A 17,191-nucleotide genomic window follows, 5' to 3' on the forward strand; every position below is an offset into this window, starting at 1 on the left:
ACCATCACCTAATCCCCTTGGCTATAGTCTATACCAGTTCGGTTCACGACCTCATCGGTTCCATATTGGTTAAGAAAGTTGCGAAACTCTATGCGGTTACGGTCATTGATACGGGCCTGCCAGTTATGAATGATGCCCAAGCGCGAGCTAGTTACTGCACGACGGTCACTATATAGACGAAACGGGGGTGCACTGTTGGTAGAAGGCACATAGGCTTCATAGCGGTTACGCTCGATATCATACTGCTCACGGGTATTGGAGTACGAGAGGGACGTAACATTGCTGAAGGAAGTTTTCCCTAACTCAAACTTTCGATTCAGGCCCAGTGAAAGACGCATGTCGGGGCGAGCAGTCGTTAGGCGCGGAGTCCATTCATTGCGTAGTGAAGACCCAACCTGCTGCAGTGCCTCTCCAGATAGAGACCTATCTATATAGGATGGGGCCGTGTTAGGAAGTTGGCGGCGACCATTATCATATCCTAGCCAGTCTGTTCCGCTATGGCTGCTTTCTTGATACCCGCTCTTAAATGTAGTGTTGCTCCGTGCCCATCCTGATGCGGTAAACGAACCCGAATTTTCTAGAACACTGTTCTTCGTGTAAACCTGCACAATCCCGCCGCCAAATTCTCCGGGGAGTTCAGGCGCTCCCGATTTGAAAATAAGCACCCGATCAATCACGGATGAAGGCAGAATATCAAACGAAAATGAACGAGTATCTACCTCGGCAGAAGGCGTGAGAGACCCATTAAGCATTACCGTATTATATCGTTCGGCCAGACCGCGGATCACAATGAAGTTGTTGTTCTGGATTGTAACGCCCGGAATTCGCTTCACTACTTCTGATGCGTCTCGGTCCAGCGTTTTCACAATCTGGTCGTTGCTCATGCCGCTCACTACTACCTCACTCTTCTTGAGGTCCTGAATCATGGCTACTTCAGTACCAGTTTGCTTCTGCCCCGTCACCGTAACTTCTTTTAGTGACGTAGTGCTTTCTTCCATCGACCCGTTGAGCGTGGTTTTGTTACCGGCAGTTACTGCAATGCCTGTAAAAGTCAGCGGCTTATAGCCGATGTAGGTCATTGTGATATCATAGGTACCCGGATCAAGCTTTAATTCGTAGTTACCCTCAACATCCACTGGCGCAGCCTGCACAGTACCTGTCACGATAACGGTAGCTCCGATTACACCATCACCGGTTTTTTTATCGGTAACCTTGCCGACGATAGAGCCTTGCTGGGCCATTGTTAGCGTACTAAACAACAAGCCTAAAAACAGGAGAAAAAGATGACGCATACAGTGAATTTTCGTTGGCGACACAAAACTACCGGGCTCCTATTACGCCAACATTGCGCGCAGATTACCCTTGTGTTACGCGCCTCTTAATCGCCTCTGAACCTGAAAGAAACTACTACTTTTGCGGCCCTTTTACCTTTTCTACTCATGCTCCAATCCATGACCGGTTACGGTGTTGCTCACCGCGACACCGACACTTACTCTGCTACCGTCGAGATTAAATCCCTGAATTCCAAGTCACTGGATTTAACACTTCGTCTGCCACGCTTTCTGCAAGACCGAGAATTAGAAATCCGGAACTTGGTTACCAGAAGCTTAGTGCGCGGCAAAGTGAATCTGAACTTTGACTTCACCCGCGCGCGGGCTACTAATAGTCAAACGGGCATAGTCAACCAAGCTGCCTTGACGGCTGCTTACCAGGAGTTGGTAGAACTAAGCAGCCGGATAGGGGTATCGGTCGACGTATTAGCGAGCATTGCCAAGGCATTACCAGGAAGCATGCGCTTGCCTGCTGAGGGAGTATCGCTACCTGAGCAGGAGGAAGAAACAGCGTGGGATGAATTACTGCCCTTATTACAAGAAGCGTTGGACCGGACAAACGAGTTTCGGCGCACGGAAGGACAAACCCTCACTACCGAGATTTTAGGCTACTTGGATAGTATACGCATTCAGTTAGCGGAAATAGAACGCCACGATCCCAACCGGGTAGAGCAAGTACGTGAACGGCTCCGGGCCCATCTTGCAGATCTCGCTAGTAGCGAACAGTTCAATCACAGTCGCTTCGAACAAGAACTCATATATTATATAGAGAAGCTAGACATCGCCGAGGAAAAGGTACGGTTAGTCAGCCATTTGCATTATTTCACCGAAACTGTGTATTTACCAGAGCCTACTGGGAAGAAACTGGCATTTATTTCGCAAGAAATGGGCCGCGAAATCAATACAATTGGCTCGAAAGCCAATGACTCTATTGTACAACACCTAGTAGTCGGCATGAAAGAAGAGTTAGAAAAAATCAAAGAACAAATCAATAATATTCTTTAAGTGCAAAGCATATTGACGTGGCATTAATTTGCATTTTTATAATAAAATGTATCATGTAAATTTTCCTATTTCTTTTTGATTTATACCTAACAAACCTAACCATTAAATTTCATCGATACATAACGTCATATTTTTAATTATGCTCCTTAAAGCTTAAAAATGCAGTTTTTAGTGAGTTTGAGCTATACACGGAAAACTATTTTACATAGTGCTCTTGTAAGTTCGTAAATCGTTCGTAAATTGTGTTATCCAAACAGATAAAGCGTTTGGCACACGAGATAAACATCAAGTTGATTTTCATCTTTTTTCAATCATTTATTATGAAAAAAGTAGTACTTTTTCCAGCTACCCTTTGCTTACTTCTTTTTCTAACGGCGTTTCGCCCTTATGCTGAAGTAGAACTTATCAAGAAGCGCGTGTTAAGTGAGCGAGTGGAGATTTTGATCCCCAAGGGATTTGAAGTCATGAGCGAACAGCAGATGGATTTCAACTATGCCCGTGCGCAAAGCCGTCCAAGCGTAATCTACACTAATAGCAAAGAGGCTAGCTTGGCATTCACGTACACGGACAATACTGCTGATCAGGACATGATCGACATTTATGCTGCTAACTTCTATAAAACCTATACGAAGCAATTCAAAGAGGCTAAGTGGTTTGGCAACGGTATTAAAGAGGTGAGTGGTCGTAAAGTGGGCTATCTTGAGTTGATGAAGCCTGAACTCGGCCACGAAGTGTATCAGCTTATTTTCTTCACAGACGTAGAAGGCAAACTTCTTATGTGCACGTTCACCTGTGCTGACCGTCAGAAGCCAGAATGGGAAACAGTAGCCAAGCAGATCATGAGTTCTTTCAGAACGAACGAATAGCTACACGCCGTTTCTCCTCTCTACAAAGAGAAGCGCCCGGAATCACTTGCCAGATTTGGCTGTGATTCCGGGCGCTTCTCTTTGTAGAGAGGAGTTGAGTTTTTCAGTTTGGTCCAACCACTAGTCAGTTGACTTCTCTTACAGGCTCTTTGGACTCCTATCGTTTGCTACTTCGCTGTTGGATGAGCGCCGAGTGCATCAAGGAAGCTACTAACCAGGCCAAAAACACTAGCAAAAGCAGTCAAAGGCAGTGTTTCGGCACGGTCTTGCACATCGTGGTAAGCTGTAATGCCGCCCCGTGTATACAGGAAGAAAGCCGGCACTCCCTGCTCTGAGAAAGGGAAATGGTCGGAGTTGGCAGCGCGACCTCTGGCAAGTAAGCTAGGCACCGCATGACGAGCTTCGTTCAGGCGCTGGAGCAATTGAAACTGACTGGGCAGTTCACGGGCATTCACAACCGTTACTCCTTCCGAGCCAGTACCAAGCAGGTCTAGGTTCACTAGAAAACGGATACGATCAAGAGGTACTAAGGGATGATTTACAAAGAAGCTAGAGCCTACTAAACCAGCCTCTTCTGCCCCAAAGGCAATAAACACCACCGAGTAAGCGGGTCTATTTTCGGGAAGGGCATAATAAGCAGCAAGCTCCAACAGCATTGCTGTACCGCTGGCATTATCATTAGCCCGGGGAAGTATGCACGCTTCCCCATTGTTCCTAGATGGTCGTAGTGGGCCGTAACAACGAGAAAAGAATCAGGACGGATACGACCAGGCACATACCCTATTAGGTTTTGGGTTTGGTAATCTCGCTTCAACTCGGCATCAACACGCAACGCAACAGAGGTCGACTCTTTATCTCGAAGAGCAGTTATATGCTTAGACCAGACCGATTCCAGTACATCTAGCTTAGTTTGCTGGCTCTGAGTAGGAGCCAAAGATGCCGTGAGCTTGGGCACGATAGTTAGCACGAAAGCGGCCGAATCCAGATGCTGACGTAAAGGAATGGGCAGCACATCAACTCGCTTAGTGTACCGGGCATCAATTACCACACCCCCACCGTGCCATGGCTTCTGCAAGAAGCGTTGTTGCGCTAACAGGTCTGAAAAAACAGCCGTATCTAGCTTTGCAACAACCGCAACTGACCGTGACCCGCCAATACGGCCACTCCCGGAGTTAGGCGCGGCAATAAAATCAACGCCGGGACGCAAACGACGGGAGCCCCGAGCTTGAGTTCCAATTCACTAGGGAAAGTATTTACATCAAGGGGAAAGCTTGGGTGTAGTTAGGCGCTAGTGGCTGGAGGTTGAGTTGGCGGAAACGGCTGCGTACGTAGTCGGCCGCTTTTTGGTCGCCGCGGCGGACGTAGCCCCGGCCTAGCATGTCTGGTGCCGTTAGGTCCTGAATTGTGCGGCGCACCCGCGTCATATCCTGCGCTACAACTGGAGTTAGTGGCGGTATGACGCCAAGCATAGCTGCTACCACAACCGTCGGACGTACCTGCTTGCAAAAGCAGGCTACGAAGAGCCTAACACGTTGTGCGGAGGCACGAATGCCCTGGAAGGAAGCGTTGGAATGCTTGCTACCTATATGGTTGAAGTTGCTCATCAACTAATAACATAAGCCTTACGCAAGCTTACGATAGTTACGCAGGCAACTTATTTGAAATCGTGCTTGAGGTGTAGCTAGCTTTATTCCCACCAACGACGCGTAGCGTAAGCAAACAGCAGCCCTATACCTACTCCTATAGAATCACTCAGGGCATCGGACCACTCACCGTGCCGGCCCATGTGCATAACGGTTTGCAATAGTTCGATTAACAGACCATAAGCAATACTTCCCCCGAAAACCACCAAATAGGCCCAGCGGCGCAGCCATGGCCAAGCCTGCTGCCGACGCGCCGAGAAAACAGCTAAAACAGCCAGCACCACAAAAACGAAAGCATGCGCGGCGGTATCAAAAGATATGAGCTCCCAAGGTGGCAGCTCCGGCATGTCCTCGGCTGGGGTCAAGGTAAGCACCAAAACAAACGCCGCCCACGCCAGCGGCAAGCCCATAAACGGGCGTCCACGGGGCGCGGGCGGCGCAGTTATTACCCTAGACACGAATACCTTTCTTATGCACCTACTAGTTCGCCGTAAGCTTCAGCGGACAGAAGTCCATCTAGCTCGGCAGCATTAGCTATAGCTATTTTCACCATCCAGCCGTCGCCGTAGGGGTCGGAGTTTACGGCTTCAGGGTTTCCCTCAAGGTGGCTGTTTACTTCCAACACAGTACCTGAGATAGGGCTAAATAAATCGGACACCGTTTTCACAGCTTCTACCGTCCCGAACACCTCATCTTGGGCAACTTCTTTGTCGAGCGTGTCGATGTCAACATATACAATGTCTCCAAGCTCTTTCTGGGCGTGGTCGGTGATGCCGATATACGCAACGTCACCTTCTACGCGGATCCATTCGTGCTCTTTGGTGTATTTGAGGTTGGCAGGCAGATTCATGAGGGCTAATTTGAAGGAAAAGATAGCCGCTTATAATGCGGTAGCTCAAAAGTACGCTGAAGTGGTGAAATTGCGAGGCATGAAATTGTGAAGTGGCGAGTTTGCTGTTCCAACGGCATTACATGCACTGCTCGAACAGCAAACTCACCACTTCACACTTCAAACCACTGGTCACTTACTGTGACAAACTATAACGCAACTGTATGCCGCCTTCGGTAGTTGAGTTTCGATAAGAATTCTCGACGCGAGGCTCCGTAACAGTACGCGTAAAGAAGAACTGCAAGTTCAGACGCTGGTTCAGCACATAATCGATGGTGGGCCGCAGCTGAAGCTGCTTGGTACCATTGGTAGGTAAGCTAACCGAGCGGCCAACGTAAGCAGGTAGGGCCGCAGTGGCATTTGCCGGATCCACTACATCCTCAATAGTACGCTGGATCGTTGTGTTATCACGAATGCTCAGGTCGAGACGAGCCGTCAATTCGTTTTTCAGTACTCGCTGCTCCCCTCCCACTCGGAATGGCAACCGCAGTCGGTTAGTAGCATAGCCGAAGCCGATAACTAATTCCTGCGTGTGCAACTCGGTTATCTGCGCGTTGGTGGTATTGAGAGCTACCGCCCGCTCGGTGCGGAATTCCAAACGACCAGTAATTTTCTCTAATGTCTGGAAGTTGACCCCAATGAGTGGCGTGAGACGCTCGGCGATGCTTACCTGCCCAAGCACATAGTACGGTATGTATTGACCCGAAGCATTGGTTAAAGAGCTTAAACCAAATGGGTTGTTGCCATTCTCATCTGGCTCGCTTGTATAAGATGATGCCGTAGTGTAGCTCCCTACACTATACACCGAAGAATAGGCGTGCGTAAGTGAGATAGAACGGAAGTAGCGCTTCATAAAGGGCACTTCTGCTAAACCATTATAATCGATGCGCCAATTGGGAATGGGCAATTGGGCGAACGGGTTAAACTTCTTTGCCTTATAATTATCGGAAGATTTACCGCGATACGCATCCAGGAAAGCTGGTATTAGTACGTCCTGCGAGTTATAGCCATAGTTACCAAATTGACCTGTGTTAGGATCAGTTAAGCGGTTTTCTTGTAAACGCTCTTGTACAAACCGCCGGTTTTGCACAAACCGGTCGAAGGACTTAGATACCGTTCCGTTCTTCGACAAGTCACCAAACAAGGTTTGGATGGTGACAACGGATACACTGAACGAGCCCGAACCAAGTGGATTGCTGGCTCTAGGTCCTTCACCATCGAAAATAGGTGCCAATGTGGTGTCATTCACTTGCGTCCGGTAGAACACTTCCCGGTTTTTCACCTTTTGCGTGCGGCCTTCCACTTGGATATTGAAATCACGGAATGGCTCCAACGCAGTACGATATACGAGGTTATCGGTATAAAGTGAACTGAGAGGCGTGTTCAGTAGGTCACTTCGTTCGGTGTACCAGCCGCGAGAATAAGTACGATTAAAAAGATCATTTAACTCATACTGCTTGCCCAAAAGGAAAGGCACACCAGGAGCATCCCAGTCGCTGTTGAGGCCGAAGAACCTGGTACGAGGCAGGTACCCTGGCAATAGCGTACCATTGCTGCGGGTATAGGTGAAGTTTATGGAGCGAGCCGTCATCAGGGAGCGAAGCACCGCTTTAAGGAAGCGTAATTCTGGACCCTTAGCAGTATCGGCAGGAGTGGCACCAGCTTGCGCATCGCCGGGGCGCCGCACTACGCCAGGAGCTAGCGGACCTGTTTTGTTGGCAGCGCCAGGTGGTGGAGCATTGTTGATGATGTTGAGGAAGCGCACCTTATTGTAGAGCTTTACCAGATCAATCTTGCCATTGGCACTCAACTCAGCGTTGTTTTGGATGGTGTTGCCTAAAAGAACTTCCTCAGTTGTGGTGCTGTCAGGTATCGATGGATACAACGGGGCCCGTAGCGCCGTGGAGGCTGCCTGCCATGTGTAGTTGGCGGCATAGCGTGTATCGGCCGATATCCAATCGGTAAGCGGGAACTTGTCGAGCGGCAGCCGGTAGGTTAGGGCTACGGTCTGGTTGAAGTTGGTGGTGCGCCCGCCGCGGCGGAACAGGTTGTCGCGGAGCTGTTCGCGGTTGCGCTTTGCAATGTCAGATCCATCAATGGTGCTGCCCACCCCTTCATCTACTACAGCGCGGTTGTTGGCCGTGTAGTCCACCGTTAAGCCCTTGGTAAGGGCCCACTGCAGGTCATAAATCCGGTTGAAATAGAACGACTTCTGGAAGATACCAGGGCCTGAGAGCACCGGTACAGTACCAGGCTCGAGAGCACGCTGCAAGAACCGCTCGTTGTAGCGTCGGTCGATGTCGGCGCGGAACGAGAAGCGGCTCGGCAACGGCGTGAAGTTCACTTCCTGCAGAAATTTCAGGTACGGCGAATCCAGCGCTTTTACTTTGGCCAGCGGCGTGTATACCTTCGGCGTAGCTTGGTACACGTAAGCCAAAGCCCCGTTGTAGGTGCGAGTGTAGTCCCGATCAGTGTTGATATCGGTATGCTTGCGCTCGGTATATGAATAGCTGAGCGCCACGTTCTCGATATCGTAAGGCTTCGGTTTTCGCTCGGAATTAGTGCGTTCCTTGCGCACGTTCAGCACACTAATACTTTTGCTGCTGGTTTGGTCAATAACCTCTTTTCGGTATTCGGCTCGTTGCTCGTTGGTTCCAAACTTGCGCAACGACTGGTCGAGCTTGGTGTCGGGGTCGAGCGGGTCGTACTGAGGGGCGCGGCTTTCATGGCCGGCCTGCACCAGCACGGGCACCCGCAGCCCGAGCTTTTCTGGGAAGAACTTTTCAACTGCTACCGTAGCATTTACATCCCCCCGCGTAACTTCCTCCAACGAACGCTGCTGAAGTTTGTCTTGCAAGGCACCGAAACCAACCGACGTGTAGCTGCCTGTGGCCGTAATATTGGCCAGGTCTGCGAGTTTGGTATTGAAGCGCGCTGTAGCAGCCCAGCCATTCTCCCGGTCGAAGTCGAACACCCGCAGTTCATCGGCCCACAAACACACCGTCTTAGGACGGTCGTCGTTGGCTGGGTTGAAAATGCCAATCATAGCGCCCTGCACCGAACTGATGTCAGGGTTACCCACAACTGTAATGGTGGAGCCGTCGGGGTTGTTTACTGTATACGTGCTGTTGTAACGCACATTAAGCCTGTTGCGCTCGGCCTTAACGTCGATAAACCGTTGCAAATCAATTTCCACTTGGTTCTCACTAGGCCAGATTTCCTCTTCCCGTACCGATCCTGCTGGCGTAATGACCAGAGGCTTGCGGTACTCATAATAGTTTTGGTTGTAGTCAGTACCGAGGCGAACGAATGCCTGTACTTGCTCGTTGCGTACGGAGCCATCTTCGCTTTGCGCGTGTAGGAACATGCGCAACTTCTTGTAGCGCACCAGATTCAGGCTCAAGTTTTTGTAAGCGGCTTGCCCGTATCCGTCCCGTAGGCCTTCCACGCACAAGCGTAAGCTCTGCTCGTTCTGCTGGCGGTTTACAGTGCTAGAGCCGTATTCTTTGTCACGCGCGATACCAGGAGGCAACACATAGCGCACCGTTCCTTGCGAGCTGCTGCCGCCATTTTCTTCTAAACTTACTGTACTGATATTGAAGCCAGTTGATGCTTGTTCTCCCAGGTTTATAGCTGGCACATTAGGATCAGCAATAGGGCCGAGGTAGCGGCGCCACTGATTGGCAATGAACTGAGGCTGCACCAAGCGTAGTACCACCGGGTCCCGCCAGCCGGTCATAACCATGCGTAGAAACCGAACAGACTTGAAGTTAGGCTGAACGCCATTGGCAGCACTTTGTATTCTGTTGTAGGAGCGAATTGGAATCCGAACCTGATACCATGCTATCTCCTCTTTAGCAGGGTTATCTGTACTTGTTACTTTATCTACGATGTAATTGCTACCAACCGCTAGCCCTCCCTTTTGCAAATCCAACTCATATTCAAAATAACTCTCAGTGTCGGAGATTACGTTGTCGCGGTTTAAGTCTTCTTTATCAGGAAAAGCAGTGGAGCTAAGCTGGCTATTTTCTCGCGAGTTTCCATCCAAGCCATTGTATTGCTTGTAGCGACCCAGAATTCCTACATTATTCTGATCGTAGAAAGGGTCAAGGTGGTGGCGAAAGTTATCGGCAGATGGGTCATTACCGAAAGCAGCGCCAAAAAACGTCGTTTCTTCTGTATCATTTAGCCCTTCAAGGCCAACGTCCTGCTGGTTACGGCCGGCACTGCTGAAAGCATCTGTCAGAAACTGTTGCCGCGTTACCCGACCCCAGTTTGTATTGCGAGTAACTCTAGCCGTATCGTTGTCAGTAGGCAATCCATTTTCGAATTCGTATTGGCCATCGCGTATTACGTCTTCTGAAATCGAACCCAGGTTGATCAGTAGCTTACCACCGGTGGTATTGTTGGTGGCAGGGTTTTCGTTATCGTTTATTTTCCCGTTTTCTCCGTCTATAAATGGGTCCATCATCCAGAACTCCAGATACTCGACGTTGGCATTATCAAAGTCAGTATCGAAGGTAATCTCGCGGGATATGGCGCCGAAGTTGTTTTCAGGAACAGGAAGACTACCATTAGCCGCCGCCGGATTGTAATTGTAGGGTCCTCGTTCCGACGGATAATACGCTAGGTCAAACGAGTACTCATACGCGTTGTTAATAGCGCCAGCATCCCGGTTAGGGAAAATTTCGGTGCGCTGAATCCCCGAACGTAGTGGTTGTTGGTGTTATCTGCCCCAATGTTATTGGGGCGGCTAGCACCACCTGTATAGTAGGTCTGGTCGATGGTGTACCAGGCCAGCTTGGCGCGCTGATAGCCAGCCGTTCTGCCGTTGGCGTCGAAGTTGGAGAAGGTACGGGGTGTTGCACCGAGACGCCACGCCACGGCCGAGGTCAAGCCGCCTAATGTGTAAGGCGTCCGGGCATTCTCGAAATCATCGAGGTAAGACACGCCATTTTCGCCATTGCCAAGCTTGGACTTACCTGGCAGCAATTGCGCAAACTCCCCACTGAAAGCAACCGACGAAGGCTCCTTGGTGGAAATCAGCGGCAACATGTCCAGGTACTTGGTAATAGCCCGCGACTCGCGGCGCATGTTCACATCGAACCCGTAAATGGTGTTGTTGCCGGGCTCGTCGCCGATGTTCACGCGGTTAATACCGGGCGCCTGGTTTTCGCGCAGTTGTAATACGGTAGCCCCAAAGTTGATGTCAGGGTTAAGACGATAGTCGAGTCGGACGCCGAGCAAGCGCCGAGGCTGTACTTGCACCAAGGCGTTTTTCTCGAATTCCACTCGCAGCTCGTTGGCCGAATTCAGATACGCTGGATTCAGAATTTTGACCATGGCTTGGTCGTAGAACACCTGGTAATCGGTACCTTCTGCCAGCAATATCGACCCCGCGTATACCCGTACCGAGCCTTGCGCAATACCAATACCAGGCAAGCTGATTTCGTTAGTAGCCGTTGCCTGGAATCGGCCTCGTATTACAAACTTATCCTTGTCTTGCCGCTGCTGCGCGTCGCTCTGCACCTGCCGATACAACTCCTGGTACACGTACCGCTGAATATATGCCCGCTCATTGGCAGCATTAGAGTTCGGTGTTACACCGAGCGTGTCGAACTGGTTGCGCAGGTAGCTACCGAACGGCTCCACCACTGGGAAGATGATTTTGCCTAGCTCGGGGTCAATGGTGATGCCCGGGAAATAGTCGAAGTTACCGTCGGGGTTGCGGTCGTTGTTAGGGTTTACGTTGTCGAGGTTCAGCACCTCAATCAGCGGCCGGTTGGCAATCTTGGCGCCTTCTTTCAGCGAAATCAAGTCTACCCCCGTCTCATCGTCTTTGTAGACGAGTTGCAGTTGAAAGTTGTCTCGGTTGAGCTGCGAAGCATTCAACGAGTACACGTTCTTCATCATCAAATCCCAAGTCGGCAGGTTGCGCGTCGTTAGGTTCTCGTTGAGAGGATTCTGGGTAGGGTCAGCCAACCCAACAGATGGATTGGTGGCCTTTAGCATCTTCATGAAGATGACCTGGTCCTGGCCTACATTAGAATAGTCGTCGACTAGTTCTCCTACCTTATAGGTCTTGCCGTTATAGAGGTATTCGTAGCTCACGCTGAGCACCTGCTCTGGCAGCAACTGCGTATTCAGGGAGATGTAGCCAAGCTGCGCGTTGAAGGTGTATTCGCGCGTATCGAGCTTGCGAGCTCGCACGTGCTCGAAATCCACATTTTTGAGCAGAGCCGGCTTGTTTGCTGTTGCTGTACTCAGAAAGTTGTCGACGGTCAACTCACCCCGGGAACTGGTGCCGCCCGCCAGCAGAGCCGCAAACTCACTGTTGCTTGCGTTGCTAGCCGTGGCAGGAACAGGAAGATTTGGCAGCAAAAAGCCACGCCGATACACACGCTGGGGCTCTCCTAAGTCCATTAAGGCCACCACGTTGCGCAGGTTGTCGCTCTGGCGGTTATCATTGGTGATGTACACCTCCAAGCGCCGGATTTCCACGCCACTCTGAACTGTAGGTAGGTTTTTCAGTGCTTGGTCGTACCGGTCGCGGAAAAATTGGCTCAGGAAGAAGTGTCGGTCCCGCTCGTACTGGCTGGCTTTCAACTCGAACTGTCGGCTCTGACCGCCGTTCTGCACCCGCACCTCATCTGCTTGGCCACGCAGGTTGCTGGCTACGGCCGTCACGGCTAGACGCCCAAACTGGAGCTGCGTTTTTACCCCAAACAGGTTTTGTCCGCCCTGAATCAACGAGTTGTTGAGCGGCAAGCTCACGTTGCCGAGCTCTATTTTCCGGATGATGTCGGTGTCGAAGCCCGTGTAGTCGAGCTTCATGTTGTTTTCGAAGTCGAACGCCGCCTTGGTGTCGTAGTTGAAAGTCAGCCGCAGCTTCTCCCCTATCTGACCGGTTAGGTTCAGGTTCAGGTTCTGGTCGTACTGAAAATCGCCAACCTTCTGCTGACGCAACGTGAGCGTCGGGTTCTCGTTGCGGTTGAAGCGGGCACCCATGCGGAGCGTTACGGCGCCAGCTGGCCGGATATCCACGTAGCTTCCTCCGAATATACGGTCGGCCATCGGGCCAAGGTAGATTTTTGGGATAAGACGACGCACATTGGCCGTACTGGAGTCACCAGTGACCCCGCCAGCCGAACGATTTCGGAAGTAGTCTCGTATAGCCTGACGTTGCTGCCACTCCGAGTATTCTTTGAAGCTGAGTCGGCTGGGTTCACGGAAGTCAACATCCTGACCCACCTGCTCTTCAACATCGAAATACTCGAGGCTATCGTCGGGGGTTATTTGTTGCTTGATATTGGAAGGCAAATCCAATATCAGCGGTGACTGGCGGCGTTGGGGCGAAAAGGGCGTACCGGCCCGGTCGACAGGCGCCACTTTGGGCCGGCGACTAGGACGGTAGCGGCTGGTGTCGGGCAAGACGACGCGCGGAGTGTCCGGCGTAGGCATCAGCCACGGCATTGCGCCTTGTGATACGGCACCTGGTAGCCAGGAAGTCCACAATTGCTGCATGGCAAAAGTGGAATCTCCCATCGACTCAGCTTGCGACCACCAGGCCAGCAACGACACGACAACAACCAAAGAGGCGGTGAGGGACTTCTTACCGGAGTTCAAGTGTTACAAATGAAAATAGATACTGGCAGCCTAAAACGCTAATTTGACTTAAGAGCAAACTTAATCAATTCCTCCACGCTCAAGTCGTTACCGTGTTTGTTCTGGATTTGATCCAGGTTCTTTTCGGCTGCTGACCGAGCAAAGCCTAATGTTACTAAAGCTGACAACGCTTCGCTGCGGTTGGTATTGTGCGTGCGAGCCAATGGCACCGTGTCTACCCCGGCTTTAGCCAATAATTCATCTTTGCGTAACCGGTCGCGCAAATCGATAATAACACGTTGCGCCGTTTTGGGACCCACACCTTTGATGCTCTGAATGGCGCGTACGTCTTCGTTGATGATGGCGTGCCGAATTTCACCCACGCTCATGCTGCTCACCATCACGATTCCCGTGCCCGGCCCAATGCCCGATACCGAAATCAGATGCAAGAACAACGCCCGCTCGTTAGGATCCAGAAAACCGTAGAGAGTGTGTGCATCCTCTTTGATGTGCTGAAAAGTATAGAGCTTGGCTTTCTCGCCTTCAGCCGGCAGCTTGCCGTAAGTGGCCAACGAAATTTTGATTTCGTAACCAATACCGCTCACATCAAGAATGGCTTGAGCAGGGTCTTTGTATGCGAGTAGGCCTTCGATATAGGCAATCATAGGAGAGGGTTTTAATCTTAGAGTCAGGCAAAACACCAGCCGCCGAGTTTTCTATCCCAAACCGGCAGGCATTATTGGCTAAAAATATTGGGTTTGTCGACGAATACCGCTGTTGCCAGCTACTTTCTAAGTTACTGGTCCTAGCTAAGCGAGAATCTCTTTAGCCGATGTGGTGGAAAGGAATGTGACGATTCACTAGTTGTTCCAGCAGTGTTAGCGGCATAGCGCCATTCAACAGCACCTCATGGAGGCACGCAGATCGATGTTCGGCTCTAGTTCCTGTTTGCCTAGCACACTCGGCTTCCAAGTTGTCGCTCAGCTTGTTGGTTGTACACCTGCATGCCAACTTCATCTACCATGTGTAGGTTAGCAAGTATCTCCGGCAAAGCGAATGTGAAATCCACGCACATACACTCGTGGAACGTCTGAATGAAAAACAACTTAAATCAGACGGCATTACCAACGAGCACGCTGCCCACCAGCAACACAACCATTCCGCGCAAGACAAACTTTTCATGTAAGCCAGAAAAACGAGATTGGAAGGAGAAGCTAGTGGGCAAGCGGCTAGTTGTTGAGTTTAGCTTTATCAAGCTAGACACTGCAATGCAACATTGCCCTTAAGTCCCGCTGGCTTGTTGTGCATCCACGACGGCAATAGCCGCCATGTTCACGATTTCGCGCACTGAAGCCCCGAGCTGTAAGATGTGCACCGGTTTGCGCATACCCATCAGCACCGGCCCAATTACTTCGGCTCCACCGATTTCCTGCAGCACTTTATAGGCAATGTTGCCGGAAATAACGTTCGGGAAAATCAGCGTGTTGGCGCCGCCCTTCTCGGCCAGTATGGAAAACGGGTACTGCTCCTGCAACAACTGCGGGTTGAGCGCCGTGTTGGCTTGCATTTCGCCGTCCAAAATCAAGTCGGGGTAACGGGCTTTGGCTAGCTCGGTGGCGCGTCGGGCCTTATCGGGCAGCGTGCCGGGGTTGGATCCGAAGTTGGAGTAGCTGATAACACCCACCCGCGGCTCGGTACCAAAGAAGCGCACGGCTTGCGCCGTGAGGCCAATGATGTCGACCATTTCCTCGGCCGTGGGGTCGATGTTGACGGTAGTATCGGCAAAGAAATACGGGCCTTTCTTGTGCTGAATGATGTACATCGACGCAACCCGTTTCACGCCGTCTTCCACACCGATTACTTGCAGCGCGGGCACAATGCTTTTGCTGTAATCTTTGGTAAGACCTGTAATAAAAGCATCGGCAGCGCCGGTTTCCAGCATCATCGAGCCATAGTAGTTCCGCTCGCGCATCAGGCGGCGGCTTTCGTAAAGCGTAATGCCACGGCGCTGCCGTTTCCGATATAGCAACTCGGCATACTCTTCGCGCTGCGCGTCTTCTTCCAGAATATCAATGATCTGGCAGCTGCTTAAATCCAGGTTGTTGGCTTGCGCAATGGCCGTAAGCTTTTCGCGTGCACCTAGTAGAATTGGGCGAGCAATGCCTTCATCGTGCAGAATAGTGGCCGCCTTCAGAATCTTATACGTATCTGCTTCTGCAAATACCACACGCTTGGGATTGGTGCGGGCCGACGACGTAATACGGTTCATCAGCTTCTGGTTCACGCCCAGTCGGCCGCGCAGCTCGTCCTCGTAGGCAGACCAGTCCTCTACATCACGCCGGGCCACGCCGCTTTCCATAGCGGCCCGCGCTACAGCGGGGCTTACGGCCGTAATCAAACGCGGGTCTAGGGGCTTCGGAATCAAATAAGTACGGCCGAAAGCTAATGTATTGTCGCCGTACGCTCGGTTTACCATATCCGGCACTGGCTCTTTTGCTAGTTCGGCCAACGCCTGCACAGCGGCCAGCTTCATAGCTTCGTTGATTTCGGTGGCCCGTACGTCCAGCGCGCCCCGAAAGATGTAAGGAAAACCAAGTACGTTGTTTACTTGGTTGGGATGGTCGGAGCGTCCCGTGGCCATGATGATATCCGGCCGCGTAGCCATGGCCAGATCATAGGCAATTTCCGGGTTGGGATTAGCCAGCGCAAATACGATGGGGTTGTCGGCCATGCGTAGCAGCAACTCGGCCGGCAGTACGTTGGCCGCCGAGAGGCCCAGGAATACATCAGCATCTTCCATAGCCTCTGCCATGGTACTAATGGAGCGCGTGGTAGCAAAGTGCATTTGCAACGGCGCTAAGTCGGTGCGGGCCTCGTTGATGATGCCATCTTTATCGAACACCACCACGTTTTTCAGCTCCAAGCCCAGTGCCAGGTACAGCCGCAAACACGACACCGCCGCCGCGCCGGCTCCACTCACTACCACCTTGATTTTCTTGATGTCTTTTCCGACTATTTCCAGCGCGTTCAACAAGGCGGCCGACGTGATGATGGCCGTGCCGTGTTGGTCGTCGTGCATGAGCGGAATGTTCATCTGCTCGCGCAACTCGGTCTCGATGCGGAAGCACTCCGGGGCTTTGATGTCTTCCAGATTGATGCCGCCAAACGTGGGCTCGAGCGCCTTCACAATGCGAATAAACTCGTCGGGGTCGGTGGCGTCAATCTCGATATCAAAGCAGTCGATGCCCGCAAATTTCTTGAACAGTACGCCCTTGCCTTCCATCACCGGCTTGCTGGCTTCGGGGCCGATGTTGCCTAGGCCTAACACAGCCGTACCATTGCTGATCACAGCCACTAGGTTGCCCTTGGCCGTGTATTTGTAGACGTCGTCTTTGTTGGCGGCAATGGCTAGGCAAGGCTCGGCGACGCCCGGCGAGTAAGCCAAGGCCAGGTCGAGCTGGGTGCTGACGGGCTTGGTAGGCACCACTTCAATTTTGCCGGCGGGATTTTGGGCGTGATAATCGAGGGCGTCCTGTTTGTTGATTTTGAGCATGAGAATTTCTTGGGTGAGAAAGCCGTATCTGGGGCTACGGCTCAGGCAAGTTGGGGCGAAATCAGCCGGAATCAAAGTTTAAGATGCCCGGCTATATACAAAGCAAGTACCTATACTATATGTATCTGAGGTGCTACCAGAAGTAAACCGGCAGCTAAAACTAGCTGTAAGCAAGTCCACAGTTTGCACTCCTATCAGCCCTCTTCCACTTGCCTTCGTCCTTACCCCCACACTAGCATCATTAAATGAAGTCAACTACCTATAGGCTTGTCAACCTTTATCCTACACCTGCGTGCATT

10 protein-coding genes and 1 pseudogene are annotated in these 17,191 nt (G+C 51.4%); 2 read left to right on the plus strand and 9 right to left on the minus strand.

Translation table 11 applies throughout. From position 1 onward, the window contains the following. Window positions 1–8: 8 nt before the first annotated feature. A complete protein-coding gene (locus MUN86_RS20560) occupies window positions 9–1,292 on the minus strand; it encodes a TonB-dependent receptor (RefSeq protein WP_245119864.1) in 1,284 nt (427 codons plus the stop codon). Window positions 1,293–1,439: 147 nt separating this feature from the next. On the opposite strand from MUN86_RS20560, the gene MUN86_RS20565 reads away from it, so the two are divergent. After that, window positions 1,440–2,336, plus strand: coding sequence for a YicC/YloC family endoribonuclease (locus MUN86_RS20565; RefSeq protein WP_245119865.1), 897 nt, complete (start codon window positions 1,440–1,442; stop codon window positions 2,334–2,336). A gap of 320 nt (window positions 2,337–2,656) precedes the next feature. Further along, window positions 2,657–3,202, plus strand: coding sequence for a hypothetical protein (locus tag MUN86_RS20570; RefSeq protein WP_245119866.1), 546 nt, complete (start codon window positions 2,657–2,659; stop codon window positions 3,200–3,202). Window positions 3,203–3,369: 167 nt separating this feature from the next. On the opposite strand, the gene MUN86_RS20575 is transcribed toward MUN86_RS20570, so the two are convergent. From MUN86_RS20575 to MUN86_RS20610, 8 genes and pseudogenes are all read right to left on the minus strand, one after another. Next, window positions 3,370–3,858 (minus strand): M28 family metallopeptidase, encoded by a 489-nt coding sequence (locus MUN86_RS20575; protein ID WP_245119867.1) that lies wholly within the window; start codon window positions 3,856–3,858, stop codon window positions 3,370–3,372. After that, window positions 3,762–4,409 (minus strand): hypothetical protein, encoded by a 648-nt coding sequence (locus tag MUN86_RS20580; protein ID WP_245125832.1) that lies wholly within the window; start codon window positions 4,407–4,409, stop codon window positions 3,762–3,764. Before MUN86_RS20580 ends, MUN86_RS20575 begins: the two co-directional genes overlap by 97 nt. 46 nt (window positions 4,410–4,455) lie before the next feature. Beyond that, window positions 4,456–4,671, minus strand: a complete 216-nt coding sequence (locus MUN86_RS20585) for a hypothetical protein (RefSeq protein ID WP_245119868.1) — start codon at window positions 4,669–4,671, stop codon at window positions 4,456–4,458. 218 nt (window positions 4,672–4,889) lie between these two features. Continuing rightward, window positions 4,890–5,303 (minus strand): VanZ family protein, encoded by a 414-nt coding sequence (locus MUN86_RS20590; RefSeq protein ID WP_245119869.1) that lies wholly within the window; start codon window positions 5,301–5,303, stop codon window positions 4,890–4,892. 11 nt (window positions 5,304–5,314) lie between these two features. Beyond that, entirely contained in the window at window positions 5,315–5,695 is a 381-nt protein-coding gene (gene gcvH, locus MUN86_RS20595) for a glycine cleavage system protein GcvH (RefSeq protein WP_245119870.1), read from the minus strand. Window positions 5,696–5,870: 175 nt separating this feature from the next. Next, window positions 5,871–13,279, minus strand: a pseudogene (gene sov / locus MUN86_RS20600) (T9SS outer membrane translocon Sov/SprA). Window positions 13,280–13,398: 119 nt separating this feature from the next. Further along, window positions 13,399–14,004 carry a Holliday junction branch migration protein RuvA gene (gene ruvA, locus MUN86_RS20605; RefSeq protein WP_245119871.1) on the minus strand — a complete coding sequence of 202 codons (606 nt, stop codon included), beginning with the start codon at window positions 14,002–14,004 and terminating at the stop codon, window positions 13,399–13,401. 617 nt (window positions 14,005–14,621) lie between these two features. Beyond that, window positions 14,622–16,892, minus strand: a complete 2,271-nt coding sequence (locus tag MUN86_RS20610) for an NADP-dependent malic enzyme (RefSeq protein ID WP_245119872.1) — start codon at window positions 16,890–16,892, stop codon at window positions 14,622–14,624. Window positions 16,893–17,191: the final 299 nt, after the last annotated feature.

This window comes from Hymenobacter volaticus (assembly GCF_022921055.1).
Taxonomy (GTDB): domain Bacteria; phylum Bacteroidota; class Bacteroidia; order Cytophagales; family Hymenobacteraceae; genus Hymenobacter; species Hymenobacter volaticus.

Bases quoted from the DNA above. Each gene is read 5' to 3' on its own strand.
- MUN86_RS20560 (WP_245119864.1), bottom strand. From the start codon at position 1,292: ATGCGTCATCTTTTTCTCCTGTTTTTAGGCTTGTTGTTTAGTACGCTA.
- MUN86_RS20565 (WP_245119865.1), top strand. From the start codon at position 1,440: ATGCTCCAATCCATGACCGGTTACGGTGTTGCTCACCGCGACACCGAC.
- MUN86_RS20570 (WP_245119866.1), top strand. From the start codon at position 2,657: ATGAAAAAAGTAGTACTTTTTCCAGCTACCCTTTGCTTACTTCTTTTT.
- MUN86_RS20575 (WP_245119867.1), bottom strand. From the start codon at position 3,858: ATGCTGTTGGAGCTTGCTGCTTATTATGCCCTTCCCGAAAATAGACCC.
- MUN86_RS20585 (WP_245119868.1), bottom strand. From the start codon at position 4,671: ATGCTTGGCGTCATACCGCCACTAACTCCAGTTGTAGCGCAGGATATG.
- gcvH (WP_245119870.1), bottom strand. From the start codon at position 5,695: ATGAATCTGCCTGCCAACCTCAAATACACCAAAGAGCACGAATGGATC.
- ruvA (WP_245119871.1), bottom strand. From the start codon at position 14,004: ATGATTGCCTATATCGAAGGCCTACTCGCATACAAAGACCCTGCTCAA.
- MUN86_RS20610 (WP_245119872.1), bottom strand. From the start codon at position 16,892: ATGCTCAAAATCAACAAACAGGACGCCCTCGATTATCACGCCCAAAAT.